Below are 20,735 nucleotides of genomic sequence, written 5' to 3'. Positions count from 1 at the left end.
CCAGTGCGCCGGCGGCATCCAGCACAAGGAGACAGCCATGCCCTCGAACCGTTCGCTCGCCGGCCTCTCGGCGCTCGCCGCGTCCGCGATGCTCCTCGCGGGCTGCTCGGCCGCCACCGCCGAGGAGGCGCCCGCCGAGACGACAGCCGCCGCCTCGACCGTCGAGATCACCGACAACGCCGGCACGCACACGATCGAGCTGCCGCCGACCTCCGTCGTCGCGCTCGACAACCGCACGTTCGAGACGCTCGACGCCTGGGGCATCGAGCTGAGCGCCGCCGCCGTCGCGCTCATGCCCGACACGATCTCGTACACCGAGGACGACGCGATCATCGACATCGGCAACCACCGCGAGCCCGACCTCGAGGCCATCGTCGCCGTCGAGCCCGACCTCGTCATCAGCGGCCAGCGCTTCTCGGACCGCGACGCCGACATCGCCGCCCTCGTGCCCGACGCGACGATCCTGCAGCTTGAGCCGCGCGAGGGCGAGCCCTTCGACGAGGAGCTCCGCCGCCAGGTGACCGTGCTCGGCGAGGTGTTCGGCAAGCAGGCGGAGGCCGCGCAGCTCGTCGCCGACTTCGACGCCGCGATCGAGCGCGCTGCCGCGGCCTACGACGACGCGGACTCCGTCATGGCGGTCACGACCTCCGGCGGCGAGATCGGCTACCTCGCGCCGGGCGTCGGCCGCACGCTCGGGCCGGTGTTCGACATCCTCGGCCTCACGCCGGCGCTCGAGGTCGACGGCTCGACCGACGACCACCAGGGCGACGACATCTCGGTCGAGGCGATCGCGGCCTCGAACCCCGCATGGATGCTCGTGATGGACCGCGACGCGGCCGTGGCCGCCGACGACCCGGCCTTCTCGCCCGCCGCCGACATCCTCGAGGGCTCGGAGGCGCTCGCCGGCGTCACCGCGGTGCAGGAGGACCGGATCGTCTACATGCCCGCCGACACGTACACGAACGAGAGCATCCAGACCTACACCGAGTTCTTCGAGGCGTTCGCGGACGCGCTCGAGTCGGCGAGCTGATCCGATCGTGACGCTCGCGACGGCGGCGGTGCCCGGTCCTGTGGCCGGGGCCGCCGTCGTCGCGCCGTCGCGGCGCCCAGCGGGGGAGCGATGACCACCACCGACGTCCGGGCGAGCACGCGCCCGCCGCTGCTCGACGGCCGCCTCGTCATCGGCATCGCCGTCGTGCTGCTGCTGCTCGGCGCGTCGCTCCTCACCGGCGTCTACGACGTCTTCGGTGCGAGCGACGGGCAGGAGATGTTCGCGATCACGCGCATCCCGCGCACGATCGCGCTCGTGCTCGCGGGCGCGGCGATGGCGATGTGCGGCCTGGTGATGCAGCTGCTCACGCAGAACCGCTTCGTCGAGCCGACCACGACCGGCACCACCGAGTGGGCGGGGCTCGGGCTCATGGCCGTCATGATCATCGTGCCGACCGCGGGCATCCTGCCGCGCATGCTCGGCGCGGTCGCCGCGGCCTTCGTCGGCACGATGCTGTTCTTCCTCTTCCTGCGCCGCATCTCGCTGCGCTCGTCGCTCATCGTGCCGATCGTGGGGATCATGATGGGCGCCGTCGTCTCGGCCGTCTCGACCTTCATCGCGCTGCAGACCGACATGCTGCAGAGCCTCGGCGTCTGGTTCGCCGGCAGCTTCACCTCGGTGCTGCGCGGCCAGTACGAGCCGCTCTGGATCGTCGCCGTCGTGGCGATCGTCGTCTTCATCGTGGCCGACCGCTTCACGCTCGCGGGGCTCGGCGAGGAGGTCGCCACGAACGTCGGCCTCGACTACCAGCGCGTGGTGCTGCTCGGCGCCGCGCTCGTCGCGATCGCGACCGGCGTCGTGACCGTCGTCGTCGGCAACCTCCCGTTCCTCGGCCTCATCGTGCCGAACGTCGTGTCGATGGTGCGCGGCGACGACCTGCGCAGCAACCTCCCATGGGTGTGCCTCGTCGGCATCGCGATCGTGACCGCGTGCGACCTGCTCGGCCGCACGATCATCGCCCCGTTCGAGGTGCCGGTGTCGCTCATCCTCGGCGTGCTCGGCGCCATCGTGTTCATCGCCCTCCTGCTGCGGCAGCGTCGCCGTGGTTGACGTCGTGCGCTCGGGGTCAGCGGACGGCGCGCGAGCGGTTGCGATGCCTGCGCATGCTGTGCCGACGGCCGCGCGCACCTCAGGACCGCTCGCCGGGCGCGCGCGCCGACGCTACTGGGTCGTGCTCGGCGCGCTCGTCGTGCTCGCGCTGGTGTTCGGCTTCGGCCTGCTCGCGTGGGACAACCCCATGCCGATCGGCTCCGCCGGCTTCTGGACGATCGCCGAGATGCGGGCCACGAGCGTCACGGTGATGGCCGTCGTCGCGGTCTGCCAGGCCTTCGCGACCGTCAGCTTCCAGACCGTGACGAGCAACCGCATCATCACCCCGTCGATCATGGGGTTCGAGGCGCTCTACGTGGCGGTGCAGACCACCTCCGTCTACATGCTCGGCATCGCCGGCGTCGTCGCCCTCCAGGGCGTGCCGCAGTTCGTGCTGCAGGTCGGGCTCATGGTCGGCTTCGCGCTGCTGCTCTACGGCTGGCTGCTCTCCGGCCGCTACGGCAACCTCCAGGTGATGCTGCTGATCGGCATCGTCATCGGCGGCGGGCTCGGCTCGGTCTCGGCCTTCATGCAGCGGCTGCTCTCGCCGAGCGAGTTCGACGTGCTCAGCGCGCGGCTCTTCGGCAACGTCTCGAACGCCGACGCCGACTACCTGCCGATCGCGATCCCGCTCGTCGTCGTCGCTGCCGCGCTGCTGTGGCTGCGGTCGCGGCGGATGAACGTGCTCGCGCTCGGCCGCGACGCGAGCACGAGCCTCGGGCTCCACCACCGCGGCGAGGTCATGCGCGTGCTGCTGCTCGTGTCGGTCCTCATGGCCGTCTCGACCGCGCTCGTCGGGCCGATGGTGTTCCTCGGGTTCCTCGTCGCGACGCTCGCGTACCAGGCGGCCGACACGCACGACCACCGGTACATCCTCCCGGTCGCCGCGCTGCTCGGCTTCGTCGTGCTGAGCGGCGCCTACTTCATCATGCGCCACGTGTTCTACGCGGAGGGCGTCGTCTCGATCATCATCGAGCTGATCGGCGGCAGCGTGTTCCTCTTCGTCATCCTCAGGAAGGGCCGACTGTGATCACGCTCCGAGGAGTGCGGAAGGACTACGGCAGCGAGGTCTCGATCGGGCCGGTCGACCTCGACATCCCGCGCGGCGGCATCACGGCGCTCGTCGGCCCCAACGGCGCCGGCAAGTCGACGCTGCTCACGATGATGGGCAGGCTGCTGAGCCTCGACGCGGGCTCCATCGAGATCGCGGGGCACGACGTGACGCGCACGCCGTCGAAGCGGCTCGCGACCGTCGTCTCGATCCTGCGGCAGGAGAACCACTTCGTCACCCGCCTCACCATCCGCCAGCTCGTCGCGCTCGGCCGCTTCCCTCATTCGCCCGGCCGCCTGACGCCCGAGGATGAGCGGCACGTGAGCGACGCGATCGACTTCGTCGACCTCCGGGAGCTCGAGCACCGCTACCTCGACGAGCTCTCGGGCGGTCAGCGGCAGCGCGCCTACGTCGCGATGGTGCTCGCGCAGGACACCGAGTACGTGCTGCTCGACGAGCCGCTCAACAACCTCGACATGCGCCACTCGGTCCAGATGATGCAGCACCTGCGCCGGGCCGCCGAGGAGCTGGGGCGCACGATCGTCATCGTGCTGCACGACATCAACTTCGCGGGGCACTACGCCGACCGCATCTGCGCCGTGAAGGACGGCCAGGTGGTCGAGTTCGGCACGCCCGATGAGGTGCTCACCGACGAGGTGCTGTCGCGGGTGTTCGACACGCCCGTGCAGATGGTCGACGGGCCGAGCGGCAGGCTCGCCGTCTACTACTGAGGCACGACGCCCAGGCGCTCCGCGTAGCGTTGCGGCCATGGCACGCATCCTCGTCCTCGGCGGACACGGCAAGATCGCCCTCCTCGCGCAGCGCATGCTCGCATCGGCCCAGCACACCGTGCACGGCGCCATCCGCAACCCCGACCACGCCGGCGACGTCGCCGACACCGGTGCGGAGCCCGTCGTCGCCGACCTCGAGCAGCTCGACCAGCAGGGCGTCGACGAGCTCGTCAAGGGCTTCGACGTCGTCGTCTGGTCGGCGGGCGCGGGCGGCGGCTCGGCCGAGCGCACGTGGGCGGTCGACCACGATGCGGCGCTGCGCGTGCTCGACGCGGTGCAGCGCAGCGGCGCGCGGCTCGTGATGGTCTCCTACTTCGGCTCCCGCCGGGACCACGGCGTGCCAGAGGACCACCCGTTCCACACCTACGCCGAGGCGAAGTCGCTCGTCGACGAGGCCATCCGCGCGTCCGGCGCCGACTGGGTGATCCTCGCGCCCTCCACCCTCACGCTCGACGAGGAGGGCGGCATCGAGCTCGACGAGCCCTCGGGCTCGCTCGAGTCCAGCGAGATCTCGCGCGCGACCGTCGCGCGGCTCATCGCCGAGGTGGTCGCGCACCGCGGCGTGCGCGGCATCACGCTCCGCTGCAACGCCGGGGGGACGCCGGTCGCCGAGGCGCTCGGCTCGCTGCCCTGGTAGGGGCCGGTCAGAGCTCGATCGACGCCATGTGCGAGCCGGAGACCTTGGCGTAGCCGAGCCGCGCGTAGAGGCCGTCGGCGCCCGTCGGGCTCGCGGTGTCGACGTCGAGCACCGCGGCGTCCATGCCGTCGGCGGCGAACGCGCGGATGCCCGCGGCGAGCGCGACGACCGCGACGCGGCGGCCGCGGTAGGCGCGGCGCACCCCGAGCAGATCGGTGTAGCCGAAGGAGTAGCCGCGCAGGGCGAAGTCACCCTCGTAGCGGCTCGCCAGCTGGTAGCCCACCACGAGCGGCTCGCCGGCACGCAGCGATGCGGCCGTCTCCTCGTCGGTGGACGGGTCGGCGAGTAGCGCGTCGACGTCGGGTGCGTCGTCCACGACGAGGTACGACCACGTCGGCGCGAACTCGCTGCGCCCGTTGGTCCACTGCTCGCGGGTCTGCGGCTCGCTGCCCCAGTGGTCGCGGAAGGCGTCGTTGTGCGCGAGCCGCGCAGGCTCGTCCAGCTCGTCCGACCAGGGCACGAGCCGCAGGGAGCCGGACAGCGCGACCTCCGGCACGGGCTCGCCGTCGACGATCGGCCGCTTGAGGTCGGCGAACCAGCGCCGGATCTCGAAGCCGCCCTGCTCGTGGAGCCGCAGCTTCGACTCGGGCGCGTCGTCCTCGGCGAACGTGGCGATGCGCGCGGGGAGCTCCTTGCCGGAGGCGGCGAGCACCTGACGGGCGCGCGCGATGAGCCATGCCTGCAGCTGCGTGCCGATGCCCTCGCCGCGGCGCTCGGGGTGCACGTTGCCGAAGACGAAGGCGCGCACGGCGCGCACGTCGCCGGGCGCGGTGTTGACGAAGCCGGATGCGCGCAGCTCGCCGTCGGCGTCGAACCCGAGCAGCGAGTCGGTGTCGAGGCTGCGCCACGGCGCCGCGAGGTCGTCGTGCACCTCCTCGAGCGACTCGCGGTACGGCTCGCGGTCGGCGTCGCCGACCGCGCCGTAGAGCGCGACGAGCGCGGGCGCGTCGTCGACGCTCGCGGGGCGCCACGTCAGCGAGCCGGCGGTGATCTCGGGCAGCGTGGCGGGCGCCTGGGCGCGCTCGGCGATGGGGGCGAGGGGCGTTGCGGTCACCGCCCCAGGCTAGCCGCGTAGGGTCGATCGCATGACTGAGCGACCCACCAGGATCGGCGTGCAGCTCGCGCCGCAGCACGCCCCCATGCAGGCCACGATCGACGCCGCCCGCCGGCTCGAGGACATGGGCGTCGACGCCGTCTTCGGCTGGGACCACTTCTTCCCGCTCTCTGGCGATCCGGAGGGCGTGCACTTCGAGTCGACGACGCAGCTCGCCGCGTGGGCGGTCGCGACCGAGCGCGTGCAGATCGGCCCGCTCGTCTTCTGCAACTCCTACCGCAACCCCGATCTGCTCGCCGACGTCGCCCGCACGATCGACCACATCTCCGGCGGCCGCTTCGTCTTCGGCATCGGCTCGGGATGGTTCGAGCGCGACTACATCGACTACGGCTACGACTTCGGCACGGTCGGGACGCGGCTCGACGCGCTCGCCGAGGCGCTGCCGCGCATCCGCGCCCGCTGGGACCAGCTGAACCCGCCGCCGCTCGGCCGCATGCCGATCCTCATCGGCGGCAAGGGCGAGCGGAAGACGCTGCCGCTCGTCGCGCGCCACGGCGACATCTGGCACTCCTTCGTCGGGCCCGACGAGCTGCCGCAGAAGCTCGACGTGCTGCGCGGGCTGTGCGAGGCGATCGGCCGCGACGTCGCCGAGATCGAGATCTCGAACGGCGCGAGCGTGCGCGACGGCATCGGCGGCGTGGGCTTCGAGCGCCTCGACGCGCTGCACGCGGCGGGCACGCGCCTGCTCACGATCCCGCTCTCGGGCGACGACGGCCCCGACGGCTACGCGCTCGACCGGGTGCCGGCCTTCCTCGAGTGGCGCGACCGCAAGAACGCGTGAGCCGCGGCTAGGAGCGCATCGCCTCGATGAGCTCGGCGAGCACCGCCTCGTGGCCGCCGCGCTCGAACGCCGCGCGCTGCCGGGCGGCCGAGCCGCCGCCGTCGAGCACCCGCTCGACGGTCGCGAGCGAGCGGGACGCGCCGAGGTCCTCCGCGATCGGGCGCAGCCGGTCGGCCGCCTCCGCGATCGCGTCGCGGGCGTTCTGCAGCGTGCCCTGCTCGTCGACGATCACGGTCGCGCCGAGGCCGTCGCGCGCCGCGCGCCACTTGTTCTCGCGCACGAGCCAGTACGGCAGGTGGTGCTGCGGCGCACCGTCGTCGAGCGCGCGCGACGCCTCCTCGATGAGGCAGTGCGTGAGCGCGGTGACGGCCGCGAGGTCGTCGACCGACGGCGCGCCGTCCGCGACGCGCACCTCGAGCGTCCCGATCGAGGGGGAGGGGCGCACGTCCCAGCGCAGCTCGCCGAGCTCGTCGATGACGCCGGCGGCGAGCATGTCCGAGAGCGTGCGCTCGTACTCCGCCCAGTCGACGAGCATCGGCGGGAGCCCGCCGGTCGGCAGCTGCTGGAAGAGCATCGTGCGGTGCGACGCGAAGCCGGTGTCGAGGCCCTGCCAGAAGGGACTCGACGCCGAGAGCGCGAGGATGAGCGGCAGCCGGTCGAGCATCGTGCGCAGCAGCGGCACGACCTTCTCGCGCTGCTCGATGCCGACGTGGTTGTGCACGCCGAAGATGATGAGCCGACGGCCCCAGTCCCCGGCCTTCTGCACCACGCGGCGGTAGCGGGCGTCGTCGGCCTGCTCCTGCTCGCGCCAGCGGCTCGTCGGGTGCGTGCCGGTGCCGACGATCGCGACGCCGAGGCGCTCGGCGGCCGTCACGGCGACGTCGCGCATCTCGCGCAGCTCGTCGACCGCCGCATCCGTCGTGGTGTGCACGCCCGTGATGAGCTCGATCATCCCGGTGAGGAACTCCTTGTCGAACCGCGGATCGTCGATCGCGGTGAGCAGCTCCTTGGCCCGGGGCACCATCTCGCCCGACTGGGGGTCCACGAGCGCCAGCTCCCACTCGACGCCGAGCGTCGAGCGCCTGGAGGATGCGAAGTCCATGGGTCGAGCGTAGGGCCGCGCCGCTGGATGGCGCGCACGTCGCCCCGCGGTGTGCCAGAATAGGGGGTCGAGCACGCGCCCGACCCTCTACCCGGCGCGCGGATGCTCACCGAGCTTTGCGGGCCGCGCATATCCCACGTGCGCAGGCCGCGGTGCAACACGAGAACACAAAGCAGGAGAACTGTGGCAGTCAAGATCCGTCTGAAGCGCTTCGGCAAGATTCGCGCACCCTTCTACCGCGTCGTCGTGGCCGACTCGCGCACCAAGCGCGACGGCCGCGTGATCGAGGAGATCGGCAAGTACCACCCGACGCTGAACCCGTCGCTGATCGAGATCGACAGCGAGCGCGCTCAGTACTGGCTCGGCGTCGGCGCGCAGCCGACCGAGCAGGTGCAGGCGCTCCTCAAGCTCACGGGCGACTGGGGTCGCTTCACGGGCGAGGGCCCGACCGAGAGCCAGGTCAAGCAGCCCGAGGGCAAGAAGGCGTTCGTCGCCGACGAGCTCAAGAAGCCGGTGCTGAAGCCCAAGGCCGAGAAGCCCGCTGAGGCTCCGGCCGCGGCTGCCGAGGAGGCGCCCGCCGCCGCCGAGGCCGAGTCGACCGAGTCCTGAGCATGCTGCGCGACGCCCTCGAGCACCTCGTCAAGGGGATCGTCGATCGCCCCGGCGACGTGCGCGTCGGCGCGCGCGACACGCAGCGCGGCGAGGTCCTCGAGGTGCGCGTGCACCCCGAGGACCTCGGCCGCGTCATCGGGCGTGGCGGCCGCACGGCCGGCGCGCTGCGCACCGTGATCGGTGCGCTGCCCGGGGGGCGCCGCGTCCGCGTGGACGTGGTGGACACCGATCGCTAGGCCCGCCGTGCCCGCTCGCACCCAGCTGCGCGTCGGCCGGCTCACGCGCGCCCACGGGCTGAAGGGCGCGATCAAGGTCGAGCTCTACACCGACGACCCCGCGCGGCGGTTCACGCCCGGCGCGAAGTTCACGCTGCAGGTGCCCACGTCGTCGAAGTGGCACGGCAAGACCCTCGAGCTGCTCGAGCTGCGCGTCTACAACGGCACGCCCGTCGCGTTCTTCGCCGGCGTCACCGACCGCACCGAGGCGGAGTCGCTCGTCAAGGCCGTGCTCTGGATCGATCAGGACCCCACCGAGGTCTCGACGGAGCCCGACGCCTGGTACGTGCACCAGCTGGCCGGCCTCGACGTCATCCGCGACGGCGTCCGCATCGGCCGCGTCGTGCGCGTCGACCCGATGCCCGCGCAGGACATGCTCATCATCGACATCGATGGCGCCGAGACGATGGTGCCGTTCGTGAAGGCGATCGTGCCGGAGGTCGACCTCCGCGCCGGGCGCATCGTCGTGACCCCGCCGCCCGGGCTGCTCGAGGATCTCGAGACGCCCGACGAGCCGGCGGAGGGCGCGACCGACGAGGCTGCCGACGCATCCGTCGCCGACGAGGCACCCGAGGCGCCCGAGGGCGCTGTCTCCGACGATGCAGTGTCCGACGGCGCCGTCTCCGACGACGCAGCCGCCGACGACGCGCCCGCCGGCCGGGCGTAGGCCGTGCGCTTCGACATCGTCACGATCTTCCCCGAGTTCTTCGGCGTCCTCGACGTCTCGCTGCTGGGCAAGGCGCGCCGCGACGGTGTGCTCGAGCTCGGCGTGCACGACCTCCGGCAGTGGACGCACGACCGCCACCGCACGGTCGACGACACCCCCTACGGCGGCGGCGCTGGCATGGTCATGAAGCCCGAGCCGTGGGGCGAGGCGTTCGACGCGCTGCTCGGACCGGACGAGGACGCGGCAGGCATGTCGGATGCGGTGGTCGTGTTCACGACGCCCGCCGGCACCCCGTTCACGCAGTCGCTCGCGCGCGAGCTCGCGGCCGAGCGGCGCATCGTCTTCGCGTGCGGCCGCTACGAGGGCATCGACGCCCGCGTTGTCGAGCACGTGGCCACGCGGGCGCGCGTGCTGGAGGTGAGCCTCGGCGACTACGTGCTCAACGGCGGCGAGGTCGCCGCGATGGCGATGATCGAGGCAATCGGCCGGCTCGTGCCGGGGGTCGTCGGCAACCCCGAGAGCCTGGTCGAGGAGAGCCACGAGAGCGGCCTGCTCGAGCACCCGTCGTACACGAAGCCGCGCGTGTGGCGTGGGCTCGAGGTGCCGGAGGTGCTGCACGGGGGCAACCACGCCGCGGTCGCCGCATGGCGCCGCGAGCAGGCGCTCGAGCGCACCCGTCGCGTGCGGCCGGACCTGCTGCCGGACCTGCTGCCGGACGGCGACGACGCGGAGCGCGCGGCGTCCCGCCAGCCCTGAGCGAACATCCGGGCGCCCATCGGCTCGGCCGGTTAGCCTCGATGGCATGGCAGGGACCGCAGGCACGTCGGCAGGCTCGCGCACCGGTGCTCGACCCGGTGCCGGACGACACTGGGCGCTGCGTGGCTTCTTCTGGGCGATGATCGCCGCCATCGTGGTGCTGCCCGCCTGGATCATGTTCGGCCGCGCCTTCGCGGGTGCGCCGCTCGGCGACTGGCTGCTGCTGCAGGCGCTGCTCGGCCCCGGGCTCGCGGTGCTCATCGGCGTCGTCGTCGGCCTCACCGTCGCCCGCAAGGAGGTGCGCCGGCCCCGAGCCGTCCAGTGGCGCGACCTGCGCCTCGTCGGCCCCTGGCTGCTCGTGATCGCGCTCCTCGGCTTCACCGTCGTCGACTCCGGCGGCGGACGCACCGGCAGCGCGCTCACCGCGTGGTTCGGCGACGGCTGGCTCACGGCATCCCAGTCGCTCACCTCGATCGGCATCCTGGCGGTCGTCCTCGGCGGCGCCGTGATCGCATGGCTGCAGGTGCTCGAGCTCGGTCGCGAGACCCGGGCCCGGGTCGAGCGCGCCGTGAACGACCTGCAGTCGCCGCTGCTCGAGCAGCGCGCCCGTCAGGCCGATGCGACCTTCGAGCCCGTCGACGGACCGCAGGCCGGCCGCATCATCAGCATCGACGACGACCCGCGCCGCTAGCGAGCCCGCGCGCGTTGGCGCGCGCTGCCGCGGTATGGCAAGATGGTCCGTTGGTGCCACACGCAGTCACCGCCGTCGTGCGGCCTCTGCCACATTTCCTCTGCCACAGGGGAGCGGCGGGCACCGAGCAAGAACCCCCTGATCCTTCCATCCATTCGCGGCCGACCTGTGGCGGCTGCAGAGAGCGATACCGCCATGCACATCCTCGACAAGGTCGATGCCGTCAGCCTCCGTTCCGACGTCCCCGACTTCCGCCCCGGCGACAACGTCAAGGTCCACGTCAACATCATCGAGGGCTCGCGCTCGCGCGTGCAGATCTTCCAGGGCGTCGTCATCGGCCGCCAGGGCCACGGCGTGCGCGAGACCTTCACGGTCCGCAAGGTCTCGTTCCAGGTCGGCGTCGAGCGCACGTTCCCCGTGCACTCCCCGGTCATCGACCACATCGAGCTCGTGAGCCGCGGCGACGTCCGCCGCGCGAAGCTCTACTACCTCCGCGGCCTGCGCGGCAAGGCTGCGAAGATCCGCGAGAAGCGCGACTTCTCCTGATCGCACCAGAACGGGGCCGGCATCACGCCGGCCCCGTTCTGCGTTCGTCGCCGAATCGTGACCGGATGCGTCGCGGCGGCGCCGGGGTGGCGCACGCGCGCGCCTAGACTTGCCGAGGCGAAGGGTCGAGGGATGACGGAGACGGTGGAGACGGGTGCAGCGGGCCGCGAGCAGCGGTCCGGTGGCCGTGGCTTCCTGCTGTTCCTGCGCGACCTCGTGGTCATCTTCCTCATCGCGCTGCTGATCTCCTTCCTCGTGAAGACGTTCCTCATCCGGCCGTTCTGGATCCCGTCCGAGTCGATGAACGAGACGCTCCAGGTCGACGACCGCATCATCGTCAGCCTGCTGACGCCCTCCGTCGTGGCCGCCGAGCGGGGCGACGTCGTCGTCTTCGAGGACCCGGGCGGCTGGCTGCCAGAGCCGACGCCCGAGCCCGAGTCCGGCGTCTTCGGCGCGATCGACTGGTTCCTGACCTTCGTCGGCCTCGCCCCGGAGGACGAGCACGGCTACCTCATCAAGCGCGTCATCGGGCTGCCCGGCGACCGCGTGCAGTGCTGCAACGACTTCGGCCAGCTGACGATCAACGGCGTGCCGATCGACGAGCCCTACGTGCACCTCGACGCCGCCGGCCAGCCCGCGAGCTCCGTGCCCTTCGATGTCACCGTGCCCGAGGGCCACGTCTGGGTGCTCGGCGACAACCGCAACCACTCCGGCGACTCCCGCGCGCACATGGATGCGCCGGGTGGCGGCTTCGTGCCCATCTCGTCGATCGTCGGCCGCGCCGTGCTCGTGTCGTGGCCGCTCGACCGCTGGACCTGGCTCGACGGCTACGAGCCCTCGTTCATCGGCGTCGAGCCGCAGAGCGCCCCCGCGGAGCAACTGCTGCCGGTCGCCGTCGCCGGCTGATGCCCGCACTGCCGACGCTCGAGGTCGAGCGCACGCTCTGGGCCCAGACGCCGCTCGTCATCGGGATGGACGAGGTGGGCAGGGGTGCGCTCGCCGGCCCCGTGAGCGTCGGCGCGCTCGCGCTGCAGGCCGACTGCGGCGACTGGCCCGAGCACCTGCGCGACTCCAAGACGATGACGGAGCCGCGCCGCACCGCGACGGCGCCGCTCGTGCGCACGTGGGGCGTGAGCGCCGTCGGCCACGCCACGAACGACGAGATCGACGAGCTCGGCATCCAGGTGGCGCTCGGGCTCGCCGGACGGCGCGCGCTCGTCGCCCTGCACGAGGCGGGCATCGACGTGCCGGCCGCCGCGATCCTGCTCGACGGCATCCACGACTGGCTCGCGCCGGCGCTGCGGCGGCCCGTGCGCACGATCCTGCGCGCCAAGGCCGACCGGGACTGCGCATCCGTCTCGGGTGCCGCGCTCGTCGCGAAGGTCGAGCGCGACGGCCGGATGATCGAGTGGGACGACGTGCACCCGGGCTACGGCTGGGTGTCCAACAAGGGCTACGGCTCCGCCGCGCACATGGCCGCCATCGCCGAGCTCGGCCCGAGCGCGCTGCACCGGCGGTCCTGGCTGCACGCGCCGGGTGCGGCGCCCGTCGAGGACTGAGCGTCACACCCTGTGCCTCACACCGTGAGCCTCAAGCCCTGAGCGCCGCGCGGATGTCCTCCGCGACGACGCGCAGGTCGTCGCCGAGCTGGTGCCCGCCCGTCGTCGTCAGCGTCGTGGCCCGGGGGATCGCCGCGGCGTAGCGGGCGCGGTGGGCCAACGGCACCGTCTCGTCGTCCTCGCTCGCGCACAGGAGCACCGGCGCATCCGCCGGCAGCAGCCGGTCGAGGTCGTCCGGGAGGTCGAACCCGTCGAACGTCCAGGCCGGATCGGCGCCCGGGAACGGCGCGGCGATGAGGCAGATGACGGCGACCGCCCGTGCGCTCGGCCGCACCGCGAGGTGCTTGACCAGCAGGTAGCCGCCGATCGAGTGACCGACGAGCACGACCGGCTCGGATGCCGCATCGATCGCCGCGCCGATCGCGTCTAGCCATCGCTCGTCGTCGGGGTCCTCCTCCGGCAGGCGCGGGAACGCGACCGAGAAGCCGGAGCCTAGGTGACGGGCGAGGCTGTCTGCGAGGGCCGCGTCCTCGTCGAAGGCCCCCTCGCCGGCACCGTGGAGGAACACGACGTCGATGATCACAGCGGGCACCTGCTCTCCTGATCGGCCGTGCAGACGGGGCGCCCGCACGGGGGCCATAGGATGGCACCGTGGAACCCGAGGACATCGAGGACTACGACCGCGAGGTCGAGCTGGCCCTCTTCAAGGAGTACCGCGACGTCGTCGGCATGTTCAAGCACGTCGTCGAGACCGAGCGACGCTTCTACCTGGCCAACGACGTGAAGGTCACCCGCCATGACGCGGGCACGGACTTCTACTTCGAGCTCGAGCTGACCGACGTCTGGGTGTGGGACATCTACCGCTCCGACCGGTTCATCAAGTCGGCGCGCGTGCTCACGTTCAAGGACGTGAACGTCGAGGAGCTCGCCTCCCGCGACCTCGAGCTGCCGAAGGACCTCGCGATCGAGGAGTAGCGGCGGTGCCGTGGCACGCATGCCGCGGCGTCAGCTGAGCGTGCGCTTCGACCGCTCCTCGCGCACCATGGTCGCGACCTCATCGCGGGCGGGCTCGAGCCCTGCGTCGCGCAGCTGCCGCTCCACGTCGTCGATCGCGGCGTCCTCGTCGCCGTCGAGCTGCACGTGCACGCCGGTGGTGAGGAGCTGCCTGAGCTTCGGGTTCCACTCGATCTCCATGGACCGAGGCTCCCACGGGCGCGGCCGTCCGGCCAGGGGTTGTCCACAGGGCCGACCGTGACGCGCTCGCCGGGCGCCGTCGCTGCGCTTCGATGCGCCCATGCGAGCGAAGGACCAGCTGGGCCTCGACGGCGAGGCCGCCGCGAGCGTGCACCTCGAGCGCGCCGGGATGCGCATCGTCGAGCGGCGCTGGCGCTGCGCCTACGGCGAGCTCGACATCGTCGCGCTCGACGGCGACACGCTCGTCTTCGTCGAGGTGAAGACCCGGCGCGGGCTGGCCCACGGCCATCCGTTCGAGGCGATCACGCCCGCGAAGGTGCGGCGGCTGCGCACGCTCGCGGGGCTGTGGCTGCAGGAGCGGCCGCACCGCGGCCCCATCCGGATGGATGCGGTCGGCATCGTCGCGCCGCGCACCGGTTCGTGGCGGGTCGAGCATCTCCGGGGCATCCAGTGAGCGGCTTCGGCCGCGCGGCGTGCATCGCGCTGCAGGGGCTCGCCGGCATCAGCGTGCAGATCGAGGTGCACGCGGCATCCGGGCTGCCGGCGGTCTTCATCGTCGGGCTGCCCGATCAGGCGGTGCGCCAGGCGCAGCACCGCACGTGGAGCGCGATCGCGCGCATGGGCATCGCGGCGCCGAGCGGCCGCGTCGTCATCAACCTCACGCCCGCGTCGCTGCCCAAGGCCGGCACCCACTTCGACCTCGCGATCGCGATCGCGGTGCTGCGGGCGACGGGCGTCGTGCCGCCGGACGACGGCGAGACCGCGCTCATCGGCGAGCTGGGCCTCGACGGTCGGCTGCGACCGGTGGCGGGCACCCTGCCGCTCGCCCGCGCCGCCGCGGAGGAGGGGCGGGCGCGCATCGTCGTGCCGACCGGATCGGTCGGCGAGGCGTCGCTCGTCGAGGGCATCCGCGTGCTCGGCGCGCCGAGCCTCGCGCATGCGGCGGCGCTGCTCGGCGCCGAGCTGGACCCCGAGCCCGTCGACGCCGTGCCTGCACCGGCGGCGGTGCCTCGGATGCACGCCGACCTCGACCTCGCCGACGTCGTCGGCAACCGCGATGCCGTCCAGGCGCTCGAGATCGCGGCCGCCGGCGCGCACCACCTGATGATGGTCGGCCCGCCCGGTGCGGGGAAGACGATGCTCGCCATGCGGCTCCCGGGCATCCTGCCAGCGCTCGACACCGACGCCGCGCTCGAGGTGGCATCGCTGCGCTCGCTCGCGGGCGAGCCGCCGCCGTCGACGCTCGACGTGCTGCCGCCGTTCGAGCATCCGCACCACTCGGCGACGGCGGTGTCGCTCATCGGCGGCGGCTCGGGCACGATCCGGCCCGGTGCGGCGGCGCGCGCGACGCACGGGGTGCTGTTCCTCGACGAGGCTCCGGAGTTCCCGCGGGCGGTGCTCGACATGCTGCGGCAGCCGCTCGAGTCCGGCACGATCACGATCCACCGCGCGATCGGGGTCGCGACCTTCCCGGCGCGGTTCCAGCTGCTGCTCGCGGCCAACCCCTGCCCGTGCGGCCTCTTCGGCTCGGGGGAGTGCAAGTGCGCGCCGCAGCAGCGCCGCCGCTACTTCGGGCGGCTCTCCGGGCCGCTGCTCGACCGCGTCGATCTGCAGGTGCGGGTCGACCGGGTCGCTCCGGGCGCCGACGGTGCGCGCCGCACGACCGCGGAGGCGTCCGCCAGGGTCGCGGCGGCACGGGAGCGCGCGGCGCAGCGCCTCGCCGGCACCGGCTGGACGGCGATGGGCCATGTGCCCGGGCCATGGCTGCGCCGCAACCTCCCGCTCGACCGCGCCCTGCTCGAGCCGCTCGAGCGCGCCGTGGAGCGCGGCGCCCTGACGATGCGCGGCATGGATCGCGCGATCCGCGTCGCGTGGACCGCCGCCGACCTCGACGGCGTCGCCGGCCCGACGCGGGCGCACATCGGTCGCGCGCTCGCGCTCCGGAAGGGGATCCCGGCATGACGCCCTTCCGCATCGACCTCGCCCGGCTGCGGGCCGCCGTCACGCCGACGCTGCCGGACGGGGAGGCCGACATCGCGGATGCCGACGTGCTCGAGCGCTTCGCGGCGGGCGCGTGGACGGTGCTGCCCGAGCCGGGCGACGGCGTCGCCGGCCTCGTGCGCGAGCGCCTCGGCGCCGTGCGCTCGCTGCAGCTGCTCATCGACGGCGCGACGGCCGCGGACTGGGCGCGGGAGCTCGGCGATCGTGAGTCGGCGAGCGCCGTCGCGCAGGGGATCGCGCGCTGGCAGCCGCGACTCGCGGCCGAGCGCATCCTCGGCGCTTTCACGCAGGGCGCCGCCTTCGCACAGCGGCTCCTGACCCGCGCCGACGAGCACTGGCCGCACGCGCTCGACGACCTCGGACCGCATGCCCCAGCAGCACTCTGGGTGCGCGGGGAACCGGCGGCGATCGCCGCGAGCGAGCGGTCGGCGGCGCTCGTCGGCTCGCGGGCATCGTCCGGGTACGGCGAGCTCGTGACCGGTCAGCTCGCAGCCGGCCTCGTCGACCGGCGCTACGCGGTCGTCTCCGGCGGCGCCTACGGCATCGACGGCACCGCGCACCGCGCGACGATGGCGGCAGGCGGCAGCACCGTCGCGGTGCTGGCCGGCGGCCTCGACCGCTTCTACCCCGCGGGGCACGACGAGCTGCTGCAGCGCGTCGCCGACACCGCGTGCGTGATCGCCGAGGCGCCGAGCGGCGTGCCGCCGACCCGCTGGAGGTTCCTCGCGCGCAACCGGCTCATCGCGGCGCTCGCGAGCGTCACGGTCGTGGTCGAGGCGGGCAGCCGGTCGGGCTCGATCAACACCGCCGGGCACGCGGCGGCGCTCGGCCGACCGCTCGGTGCGGTGCCGGGGCCGGTGACCTCCGGCGGCAGCACGGGCTGCCACCGGCTGCTGCGCGAGTACGGCGCGGTGCTCGTCGAGCGCGCCGAGCATATCGTCGAGCTCGTCGAGGGGCCGGGCGACGAGCCAGCGCCGCTCGGCGGGGAGACGCGCGACGAGATGCGCGTGCTCGACGCGCTCAGCACCCGCGCCGCGCGATCGGCCGACGAGCTCGCGATCCGCACCGGCATGGCGCCGTCCGACGTCGCCGCCTCGCTCGCGCTGCTCGAGCTGGGTGGGCGCGCCGTCGAGCGGGGGAGCGGATGGGTGCGGTCCTCGTGACCCGAGCAGCCGAGCGGGACCCGCTCCACCGACGAGGACCCGGTGCACCGGGTCCCGAAGGGTCGACGGGGTCCTCGACGCGGGCGAGGCAGCACGGCGCTGCGCCCAGGCGTGACTAGCCTGGGCGCGTGACCCTCGGGATGCATCCGGAACCGGCTGCGGTGATCGCCCACCTCAGCGACACGCACCTGCTCGCGGGCGGTGCGCCGCTCGCGGGCGTCGTCGACACCGAGGGGCACCTGCGCGCCACCGCGGAGCGGCTCGCCGTCGCCGCTGCCGACGCCGACGTCATCATCGTCTCCGGCGACGTCGCCGACCTGGGGGAGCCGGAGGCGTATGCGCTCGCCCGCGAGATCCTCGAGCCGGTCGCCGCCGCCATCGGCGCGCCCATCGTCTGGACCGCGGGCAACCACGACGAGCGCCCCGCGATGCGCGCGTCGCTCGGCCTGCCGGGGGCGCCGCTTGACCCGCTCGACTCGGTGGTCGAGGTCGCGGGGCTCCGCATCGTCGCGCTCGACTCGAGCCTCCCGGGCTGGCACCACGGCGGCCTCGACGAGGGGCAGGCCGCGTGGCTGGCGGACGCGCTCGCCGACCCGCCGCCGCTCGGCACGGTGCTCGTCATGCACCACCCGCCGCTCGCGTACCGGGGCCAGCTGATGCGGCTGCTCGAGTTCCGCGACGAGGCGCTGCTCGCCGAGGCGATCGGCGGCGCCGACGTGCGCGCGATCCTCTCTGGCCACCTCCACATCAACGGCTCCGGCACGTTCGCCGAGATCCCGGTCGTCCTCGCCGGCGCGACGAGCTACGCCGACGACCTGGGCGGCCCGCCGCCCGCGATGCACGGCATCGACGCGACGCAGTCGTTCAACCTCATCGAGGTCTACGCCGACAGCATCGCGCACTCCGTCGTGCCCGCCCTGCCGCACCCCACCCGCGAGACCATCTCGCTCCAGCTCGCCGAGCAGGTGATCGCGCTCGATCCCGAGACGCGGGCCGACCGCTTCAGCCGGAAGCCGGACTGACGTGCGGATCGCCGAGGCCGTCGACGGCTACCTCGACCACCTCGAGCGCGAGCGCGGGTACTCGGCGAACACGGTGCGCGGCTACCGCGGCGACCTCCGCAGCCTCACCGAGCACTGCGAGGGCGCGGGCCTCGAGGACGCCGCCGGGCTCGACATCGACGTGCTGCGCGACTGGCTCTACGCGAGCGCGGAGGCCGGCATGGGCAAGTCGACGATCGCGCGCCGCAGCGCGGCCGCGCGCGGCCTGAGCCGCTGGATCGCCGCGCACGGCGGCGCCGACGTCGCCGGACGGCTCCGCACGCCCAAGCGCGACCGCCACCTGCCGCGCGTGCTCTCGCGCCAGGTGATGGACGGCGTGCTCGGCTCGCTCTCCGCCGCCGCGGGGGAGGGCGACCCGGTCGCGCTCCGCGACCTCGCCGTCGTCGAGCTGCTCTACGCGAGCGCGCTGCGCGTGAGCGAGCTCGTCGGCCTCGACGTCGACGACGTCGACCTCGAGCGCCTCACCGTGCGCGTGACGGGCAAGGGGTCGAAGGAGCGGGTCGTGCCGTTCGGGCGGCCCGCGCTCGACGCGGTGCTCGACTGGATGCGCGTCGGCCGCCCGCAGCTCGCCGACGCCGAGCGCGCGCATCCGGCGCTCTTCCTCGGCGCCCGCGGCGGACGGCTCGGCCAGCGGCGCGTCCACGAGCTCGTCACCGCGCTGCTCGAGGAGATCCCCGGCTCCGGCCCGCGCGGCCCGCACACGCTGCGCCACACGGCCGCGACGCACCTGCTCGACGGCGGCGCCGACCTGCGGGCGGTGCAGGAGCTGCTCGGGCACGCGAGCCTCGGCACCACCCAGATCTACACGCACGTCTCGCTCGAGCGGCTCGCCGAGGCGTACCGCGGCGCGCATCCGCGGGCCTGACCCCGACCACTGACCCTGCTCGCTGCCGCCCATCGGCAGCAGCACCGGCCGGGCGACGCCGAGGAGCGGCAGCGGATCGACGTAGGCGCCCCGCAGCCGCGCGCCGAGGTGCAGCCGCGCGAGCGGCGCCGAGGTGCCGGCGTGGCCCGCCAGCAGCACGCCGATGGTCTGGCCGCGCTCGACGCGCGCGCCCGCGACGACCGACGGCTCGACCGGCTCGAAGCTCGACACGAGCCCGCCGGCGTGCTCGATCGAGACGACCGGGCGGCCGGCGACCGGTCCCGCGAAGCGCACGACGCCGCGCTCCGGAGCGACGACCACCGACCCCACCGGTGCCGCGATGTCGATGCCCCGGTGTCCCGCGCCGTAGGGTGACGCGGGCAGGTCGAACGCGCGCGCGACGTCGTGCGGCGACCCGGCGGATGAGACCGGCCAGGCCCACGAGCCGGCCGCGACCGCCAGCAGGACCGCGAGGATGCGCATGCCGGCATGGTGCCCGGCCGGCCGCCGCGCGCGTGCGCAGTGCGTGCCGACCGGTGGACAGCGGCCGTCGGCGAGCAGGGCCCCCGAGCGTGTATCGTTGGAGGGCATCGCTCATGCGATGACTTCGCGCGCCCGTCGCGACGACACCCCCTTCGGTCCAGCTGCTCGAGCTCGCTCGCGCGCCTGGTGGTGGTGCGTCAGGGCGCCAGGGGCTCGACCACCCGGTCGCGCCGGCAACCAGAACAGAAGAAGGAGGCGGCCATGGCCGTCGTCACGACTCGCCAGCTGCTCGACAGCGGCGTCCACTTCGGGCACCAGACCCGTCGTTGGAACCCCAAGATGAAGCGCTTCATCTTCACGGAGCGCTCGGGCATCTACATCATCGACCTGCAGCAGTCGCTCGCCTACATCGACAAGGCGTACGACTTCGTCAAGGAGACCGTCTCGCACGGCGGCTCGGTGCTCTTCGTGGGCACGAAGAAGCAGGCGCAGGAGTCGATCGCCGAGCAGGCGACGCGCGTGGGCCAGCCCTACGTCAACCAGCGCTGGCTCGGTGGCCTCCTCACCAACTTCAACACGGTCTCGAAGCGCCTGAGCCGCATGAAGGAGCTCGAGGAGCTCGACTTCGAGGACACCACGCAGGGCTACACGAAGAAGGAGCTGCTGCTCAAGAAGCGCGAGCTCCTGAAGCTGCAGAAGTCGCTCGGCGGCATCCGCAACCTCCAGCGCACGCCGTCGGCGATCTGGATCGTCGACACGAACAAGGAGCACCTCGCCGTCGACGAGGCGAAGAAGCTGGGCATCCCCATCATCGCCATCCTCGACACGAACTGCGACCCGGACGACGTCGCCTACCCGATCCCGGGCAACGACGACGCGATCCGCTCCGTCGCGCTGCTGACGAAGATCGTCGCCGACGCTGCCGCCGAGGGCCTCATGCAGCGCCACGGTGGCGGCGACGCCGCTGCCGAGCCGATGGCTGAGTGGGAGCGCGAGCTCCTCGAGCAGCACGAGGCCGAGGCCGCCGCGCCGGTCGTCGAGGAGACGCAGGCCGAGGAGCCGGCCGCCGAGGCACCGGTCGCCGACGAGCCCGCCACCGAGGAGCCGGCCGCCGACGCGCCCGTCGCCGAGGAGCAGCCCGCCGAGACCACCGAGGGCGACACGACGCCCGAGTCCAAGTAAGGAG

General features: G+C 73.2%; 25 protein-coding genes and 1 pseudogene. 21 read left to right on the top strand and 5 right to left on the bottom strand.

Annotation, left to right across the window (positions count from 1 at the left end):
• Positions 1 to 37: 37 nt before the first annotated feature.
• The 5 genes from ACVWW9_RS14215 to ACVWW9_RS14195 all read left to right on the top strand — a co-directional run bounded on the left by ACVWW9_RS14215 (position 38) and on the right by ACVWW9_RS14195 (position 4,619).
• Positions 38 to 1,030 carry a siderophore ABC transporter substrate-binding protein gene (locus ACVWW9_RS14215; protein WP_456516008.1) on the top strand — a complete coding sequence of 331 codons (993 nt, stop codon included), beginning with the start codon at positions 38 to 40 and terminating at the stop codon, positions 1,028 to 1,030.
• A gap of 90 nt (positions 1,031 to 1,120) precedes the next feature.
• Complete coding sequence (locus ACVWW9_RS14210) at positions 1,121 to 2,101, top strand: ABC transporter permease (RefSeq protein ID WP_456516007.1); 981 nt, start codon at positions 1,121 to 1,123, stop codon at positions 2,099 to 2,101.
• A 43-nt stretch (positions 2,102 to 2,144) separates the two neighbouring features.
• Positions 2,145 to 3,170: an iron chelate uptake ABC transporter family permease subunit gene (locus ACVWW9_RS14205; RefSeq protein ID WP_456516006.1), complete on the top strand. Its 1,026-nt coding sequence runs from the start codon at positions 2,145 to 2,147 to the stop codon at positions 3,168 to 3,170.
• On the top strand, positions 3,167 to 3,922 hold the full coding sequence (locus tag ACVWW9_RS14200; RefSeq protein WP_354260150.1) for an iron ABC transporter ATP-binding protein: 756 nt from the start codon (positions 3,167 to 3,169) through the stop codon (positions 3,920 to 3,922). Before ACVWW9_RS14205 ends, ACVWW9_RS14200 begins: the two co-directional genes overlap by 4 nt.
• Before the next feature lie 37 nt (positions 3,923 to 3,959).
• Complete coding sequence (locus tag ACVWW9_RS14195; RefSeq protein WP_456516005.1) at positions 3,960 to 4,619, top strand: NAD(P)H-binding protein; 660 nt, start codon at positions 3,960 to 3,962, stop codon at positions 4,617 to 4,619.
• Positions 4,620 to 4,626: 7 nt separating this feature from the next.
• Here ACVWW9_RS14195 and ACVWW9_RS14190 read toward each other — a convergent pair whose 3' ends face one another.
• The gene (locus ACVWW9_RS14190) at positions 4,627 to 5,733 is read right to left on the bottom strand and encodes a GNAT family N-acetyltransferase (RefSeq protein ID WP_456516004.1); all 1,107 of its coding nucleotides are present in this window, start codon (positions 5,731 to 5,733) and stop codon (positions 4,627 to 4,629) included.
• A gap of 31 nt (positions 5,734 to 5,764) precedes the next feature.
• Here ACVWW9_RS14190 and ACVWW9_RS14185 point away from each other — a divergent pair, with 31 nt between their 5' ends.
• Positions 5,765 to 6,574, top strand: a complete 810-nt coding sequence (locus ACVWW9_RS14185; protein WP_456516003.1) for an LLM class F420-dependent oxidoreductase — start codon at positions 5,765 to 5,767, stop codon at positions 6,572 to 6,574.
• Positions 6,575 to 6,581: 7 nt separating this feature from the next.
• Here ACVWW9_RS14185 and ACVWW9_RS14180 read toward each other — a convergent pair whose 3' ends face one another.
• Positions 6,582 to 7,676: a glutamate--cysteine ligase 2 gene (locus tag ACVWW9_RS14180; RefSeq protein ID WP_354260157.1), complete on the bottom strand. Its 1,095-nt coding sequence runs from the start codon at positions 7,674 to 7,676 to the stop codon at positions 6,582 to 6,584.
• 183 nt (positions 7,677 to 7,859) lie between these two features.
• Here ACVWW9_RS14180 and rpsP point away from each other — a divergent pair, with 183 nt between their 5' ends.
• The 8 genes from rpsP to ACVWW9_RS14140 all read left to right on the top strand — a co-directional run bounded on the left by rpsP (position 7,860) and on the right by ACVWW9_RS14140 (position 12,782).
• Positions 7,860 to 8,285, top strand: a complete 426-nt coding sequence (gene rpsP, locus ACVWW9_RS14175; protein ID WP_123698200.1) for a 30S ribosomal protein S16 — start codon at positions 7,860 to 7,862, stop codon at positions 8,283 to 8,285.
• A gap of 2 nt (positions 8,286 to 8,287) precedes the next feature.
• Positions 8,288 to 8,524: an RNA-binding protein gene (locus ACVWW9_RS14170; RefSeq protein ID WP_354260159.1), complete on the top strand. Its 237-nt coding sequence runs from the start codon at positions 8,288 to 8,290 to the stop codon at positions 8,522 to 8,524.
• Positions 8,517 to 9,230 carry a ribosome maturation factor RimM gene (gene rimM, locus ACVWW9_RS14165; protein WP_456516042.1) on the top strand — a complete coding sequence of 238 codons (714 nt, stop codon included), beginning with the start codon at positions 8,517 to 8,519 and terminating at the stop codon, positions 9,228 to 9,230. The genes ACVWW9_RS14170 and rimM overlap by 8 nt, the downstream gene beginning before the upstream one ends.
• A 3-nt stretch (positions 9,231 to 9,233) precedes the next feature.
• Complete coding sequence (gene trmD / locus ACVWW9_RS14160) at positions 9,234 to 9,986, top strand: tRNA (guanosine(37)-N1)-methyltransferase TrmD (RefSeq protein WP_456516002.1); 753 nt, start codon at positions 9,234 to 9,236, stop codon at positions 9,984 to 9,986.
• A gap of 46 nt (positions 9,987 to 10,032) precedes the next feature.
• Positions 10,033 to 10,677 carry a hypothetical protein gene (locus ACVWW9_RS14155; protein WP_456516001.1) on the top strand — a complete coding sequence of 215 codons (645 nt, stop codon included), beginning with the start codon at positions 10,033 to 10,035 and terminating at the stop codon, positions 10,675 to 10,677.
• A gap of 195 nt (positions 10,678 to 10,872) precedes the next feature.
• Entirely contained in the window at positions 10,873 to 11,223 is a 351-nt protein-coding gene (rplS, locus tag ACVWW9_RS14150) for a 50S ribosomal protein L19 (RefSeq protein ID WP_123698196.1), read from the top strand.
• Positions 11,224 to 11,355: 132 nt separating this feature from the next.
• Positions 11,356 to 12,129, top strand: coding sequence for a signal peptidase I (gene lepB / locus ACVWW9_RS14145; RefSeq protein WP_354260167.1), 774 nt, complete (start codon positions 11,356 to 11,358; stop codon positions 12,127 to 12,129).
• Positions 12,129 to 12,782, top strand: a complete 654-nt coding sequence (locus ACVWW9_RS14140) for a ribonuclease HII (protein WP_456516000.1) — start codon at positions 12,129 to 12,131, stop codon at positions 12,780 to 12,782. Before lepB ends, ACVWW9_RS14140 begins: the two co-directional genes overlap by 1 nt.
• A gap of 31 nt (positions 12,783 to 12,813) precedes the next feature.
• Here the strand turns inward: ACVWW9_RS14140 and ACVWW9_RS14135 are convergent, their stop codons facing one another.
• A complete protein-coding gene (locus ACVWW9_RS14135; RefSeq protein WP_456515999.1) occupies positions 12,814 to 13,374 on the bottom strand; it encodes an alpha/beta hydrolase in 561 nt (186 codons plus the stop codon).
• Between the two features lie 59 nt (positions 13,375 to 13,433).
• Here ACVWW9_RS14135 and ACVWW9_RS14130 point away from each other — a divergent pair, with 59 nt between their 5' ends.
• Positions 13,434 to 13,757 carry a DUF2469 domain-containing protein gene (locus ACVWW9_RS14130; RefSeq protein WP_123698192.1) on the top strand — a complete coding sequence of 108 codons (324 nt, stop codon included), beginning with the start codon at positions 13,434 to 13,436 and terminating at the stop codon, positions 13,755 to 13,757.
• Between the two features lie 30 nt (positions 13,758 to 13,787).
• Here ACVWW9_RS14130 and ACVWW9_RS14125 read toward each other — a convergent pair whose 3' ends face one another.
• Complete coding sequence (locus ACVWW9_RS14125; protein ID WP_354260172.1) at positions 13,788 to 13,976, bottom strand: hypothetical protein; 189 nt, start codon at positions 13,974 to 13,976, stop codon at positions 13,788 to 13,790.
• A gap of 100 nt (positions 13,977 to 14,076) precedes the next feature.
• On the opposite strand from ACVWW9_RS14125, the gene ACVWW9_RS14120 reads away from it, so the two are divergent.
• The 5 genes from ACVWW9_RS14120 to ACVWW9_RS14100 all read left to right on the top strand — a co-directional run bounded on the left by ACVWW9_RS14120 (position 14,077) and on the right by ACVWW9_RS14100 (position 19,066).
• Positions 14,077 to 14,430: a YraN family protein gene (locus ACVWW9_RS14120; RefSeq protein ID WP_354260174.1), complete on the top strand. Its 354-nt coding sequence runs from the start codon at positions 14,077 to 14,079 to the stop codon at positions 14,428 to 14,430.
• Complete coding sequence (locus tag ACVWW9_RS14115) at positions 14,427 to 15,938, top strand: YifB family Mg chelatase-like AAA ATPase (protein ID WP_456515998.1); 1,512 nt, start codon at positions 14,427 to 14,429, stop codon at positions 15,936 to 15,938. The genes ACVWW9_RS14120 and ACVWW9_RS14115 overlap by 4 nt, the downstream gene beginning before the upstream one ends.
• On the top strand, positions 15,935 to 17,140 hold the full coding sequence (gene dprA, locus ACVWW9_RS14110) for a DNA-processing protein DprA (protein ID WP_456515997.1): 1,206 nt from the start codon (positions 15,935 to 15,937) through the stop codon (positions 17,138 to 17,140). Before ACVWW9_RS14115 ends, dprA begins: the two co-directional genes overlap by 4 nt.
• A 128-nt stretch (positions 17,141 to 17,268) precedes the next feature.
• Positions 17,269 to 18,162, top strand: coding sequence for a metallophosphoesterase (locus tag ACVWW9_RS14105; protein ID WP_456515996.1), 894 nt, complete (start codon positions 17,269 to 17,271; stop codon positions 18,160 to 18,162).
• Position 18,163: 1 nt separating this feature from the next.
• Complete coding sequence (locus tag ACVWW9_RS14100) at positions 18,164 to 19,066, top strand: tyrosine recombinase XerC (protein ID WP_456515995.1); 903 nt, start codon at positions 18,164 to 18,166, stop codon at positions 19,064 to 19,066.
• 132 nt (positions 19,067 to 19,198) lie between these two features.
• On the opposite strand, the pseudogene ACVWW9_RS14095 reads toward ACVWW9_RS14100, so the two are convergent.
• Positions 19,199 to 19,549: pseudogene (locus tag ACVWW9_RS14095) on the bottom strand (murein hydrolase activator EnvC family protein); the annotation flags it as partial.
• A 261-nt stretch (positions 19,550 to 19,810) separates the two neighbouring features.
• On the opposite strand from ACVWW9_RS14095, the gene rpsB reads away from it, so the two are divergent.
• Positions 19,811 to 20,731 (top strand): 30S ribosomal protein S2, encoded by a 921-nt coding sequence (gene rpsB, locus ACVWW9_RS14090; protein WP_123698185.1) that lies wholly within the window; start codon positions 19,811 to 19,813, stop codon positions 20,729 to 20,731.
• Positions 20,732 to 20,735: the final 4 nt, after the last annotated feature.

Source organism: Agrococcus sp. UYP33 (assembly GCF_054060915.1).
Note: the sequence above shows the minus strand (reverse complement) of the source record. Positions and strands in the feature narration are given on the sequence as shown.

What these genes read in the sequence shown, in the direction of transcription:
- ACVWW9_RS14180 (WP_354260157.1), bottom strand. Translation starts at nt 7,676, where the DNA reads ATGGACTTCGCATCCTCCAGGCGCTCGACGCTCGGCGTCGAGTGGGAG.
- ACVWW9_RS14210 (WP_456516007.1), top strand. Translation starts at nt 1,121, where the DNA reads ATGACCACCACCGACGTCCGGGCGAGCACGCGCCCGCCGCTGCTCGAC.
- lepB (WP_354260167.1), top strand. Translation starts at nt 11,356, where the DNA reads ATGACGGAGACGGTGGAGACGGGTGCAGCGGGCCGCGAGCAGCGGTCC.
- dprA (WP_456515997.1), top strand. Translation starts at nt 15,935, where the DNA reads ATGACGCCCTTCCGCATCGACCTCGCCCGGCTGCGGGCCGCCGTCACG.
- rpsB (WP_123698185.1), top strand. Translation starts at nt 19,811, where the DNA reads ATGGCCGTCGTCACGACTCGCCAGCTGCTCGACAGCGGCGTCCACTTC.
- rplS (WP_123698196.1), top strand. Translation starts at nt 10,873, where the DNA reads ATGCACATCCTCGACAAGGTCGATGCCGTCAGCCTCCGTTCCGACGTC.
- ACVWW9_RS14155 (WP_456516001.1), top strand. Translation starts at nt 10,033, where the DNA reads ATGGCAGGGACCGCAGGCACGTCGGCAGGCTCGCGCACCGGTGCTCGA.
- ACVWW9_RS14170 (WP_354260159.1), top strand. Translation starts at nt 8,288, where the DNA reads ATGCTGCGCGACGCCCTCGAGCACCTCGTCAAGGGGATCGTCGATCGC.
- ACVWW9_RS14140 (WP_456516000.1), top strand. Translation starts at nt 12,129, where the DNA reads ATGCCCGCACTGCCGACGCTCGAGGTCGAGCGCACGCTCTGGGCCCAG.
- ACVWW9_RS14205 (WP_456516006.1), top strand. Translation starts at nt 2,145, where the DNA reads ATGCCTGCGCATGCTGTGCCGACGGCCGCGCGCACCTCAGGACCGCTC.
- ACVWW9_RS14215 (WP_456516008.1), top strand. Translation starts at nt 38, where the DNA reads ATGCCCTCGAACCGTTCGCTCGCCGGCCTCTCGGCGCTCGCCGCGTCC.
- ACVWW9_RS14185 (WP_456516003.1), top strand. Translation starts at nt 5,765, where the DNA reads ATGACTGAGCGACCCACCAGGATCGGCGTGCAGCTCGCGCCGCAGCAC.
- ACVWW9_RS14120 (WP_354260174.1), top strand. Translation starts at nt 14,077, where the DNA reads ATGCGAGCGAAGGACCAGCTGGGCCTCGACGGCGAGGCCGCCGCGAGC.
- ACVWW9_RS14195 (WP_456516005.1), top strand. Translation starts at nt 3,960, where the DNA reads ATGGCACGCATCCTCGTCCTCGGCGGACACGGCAAGATCGCCCTCCTC.
- ACVWW9_RS14125 (WP_354260172.1), bottom strand. Translation starts at nt 13,976, where the DNA reads ATGGAGATCGAGTGGAACCCGAAGCTCAGGCAGCTCCTCACCACCGGC.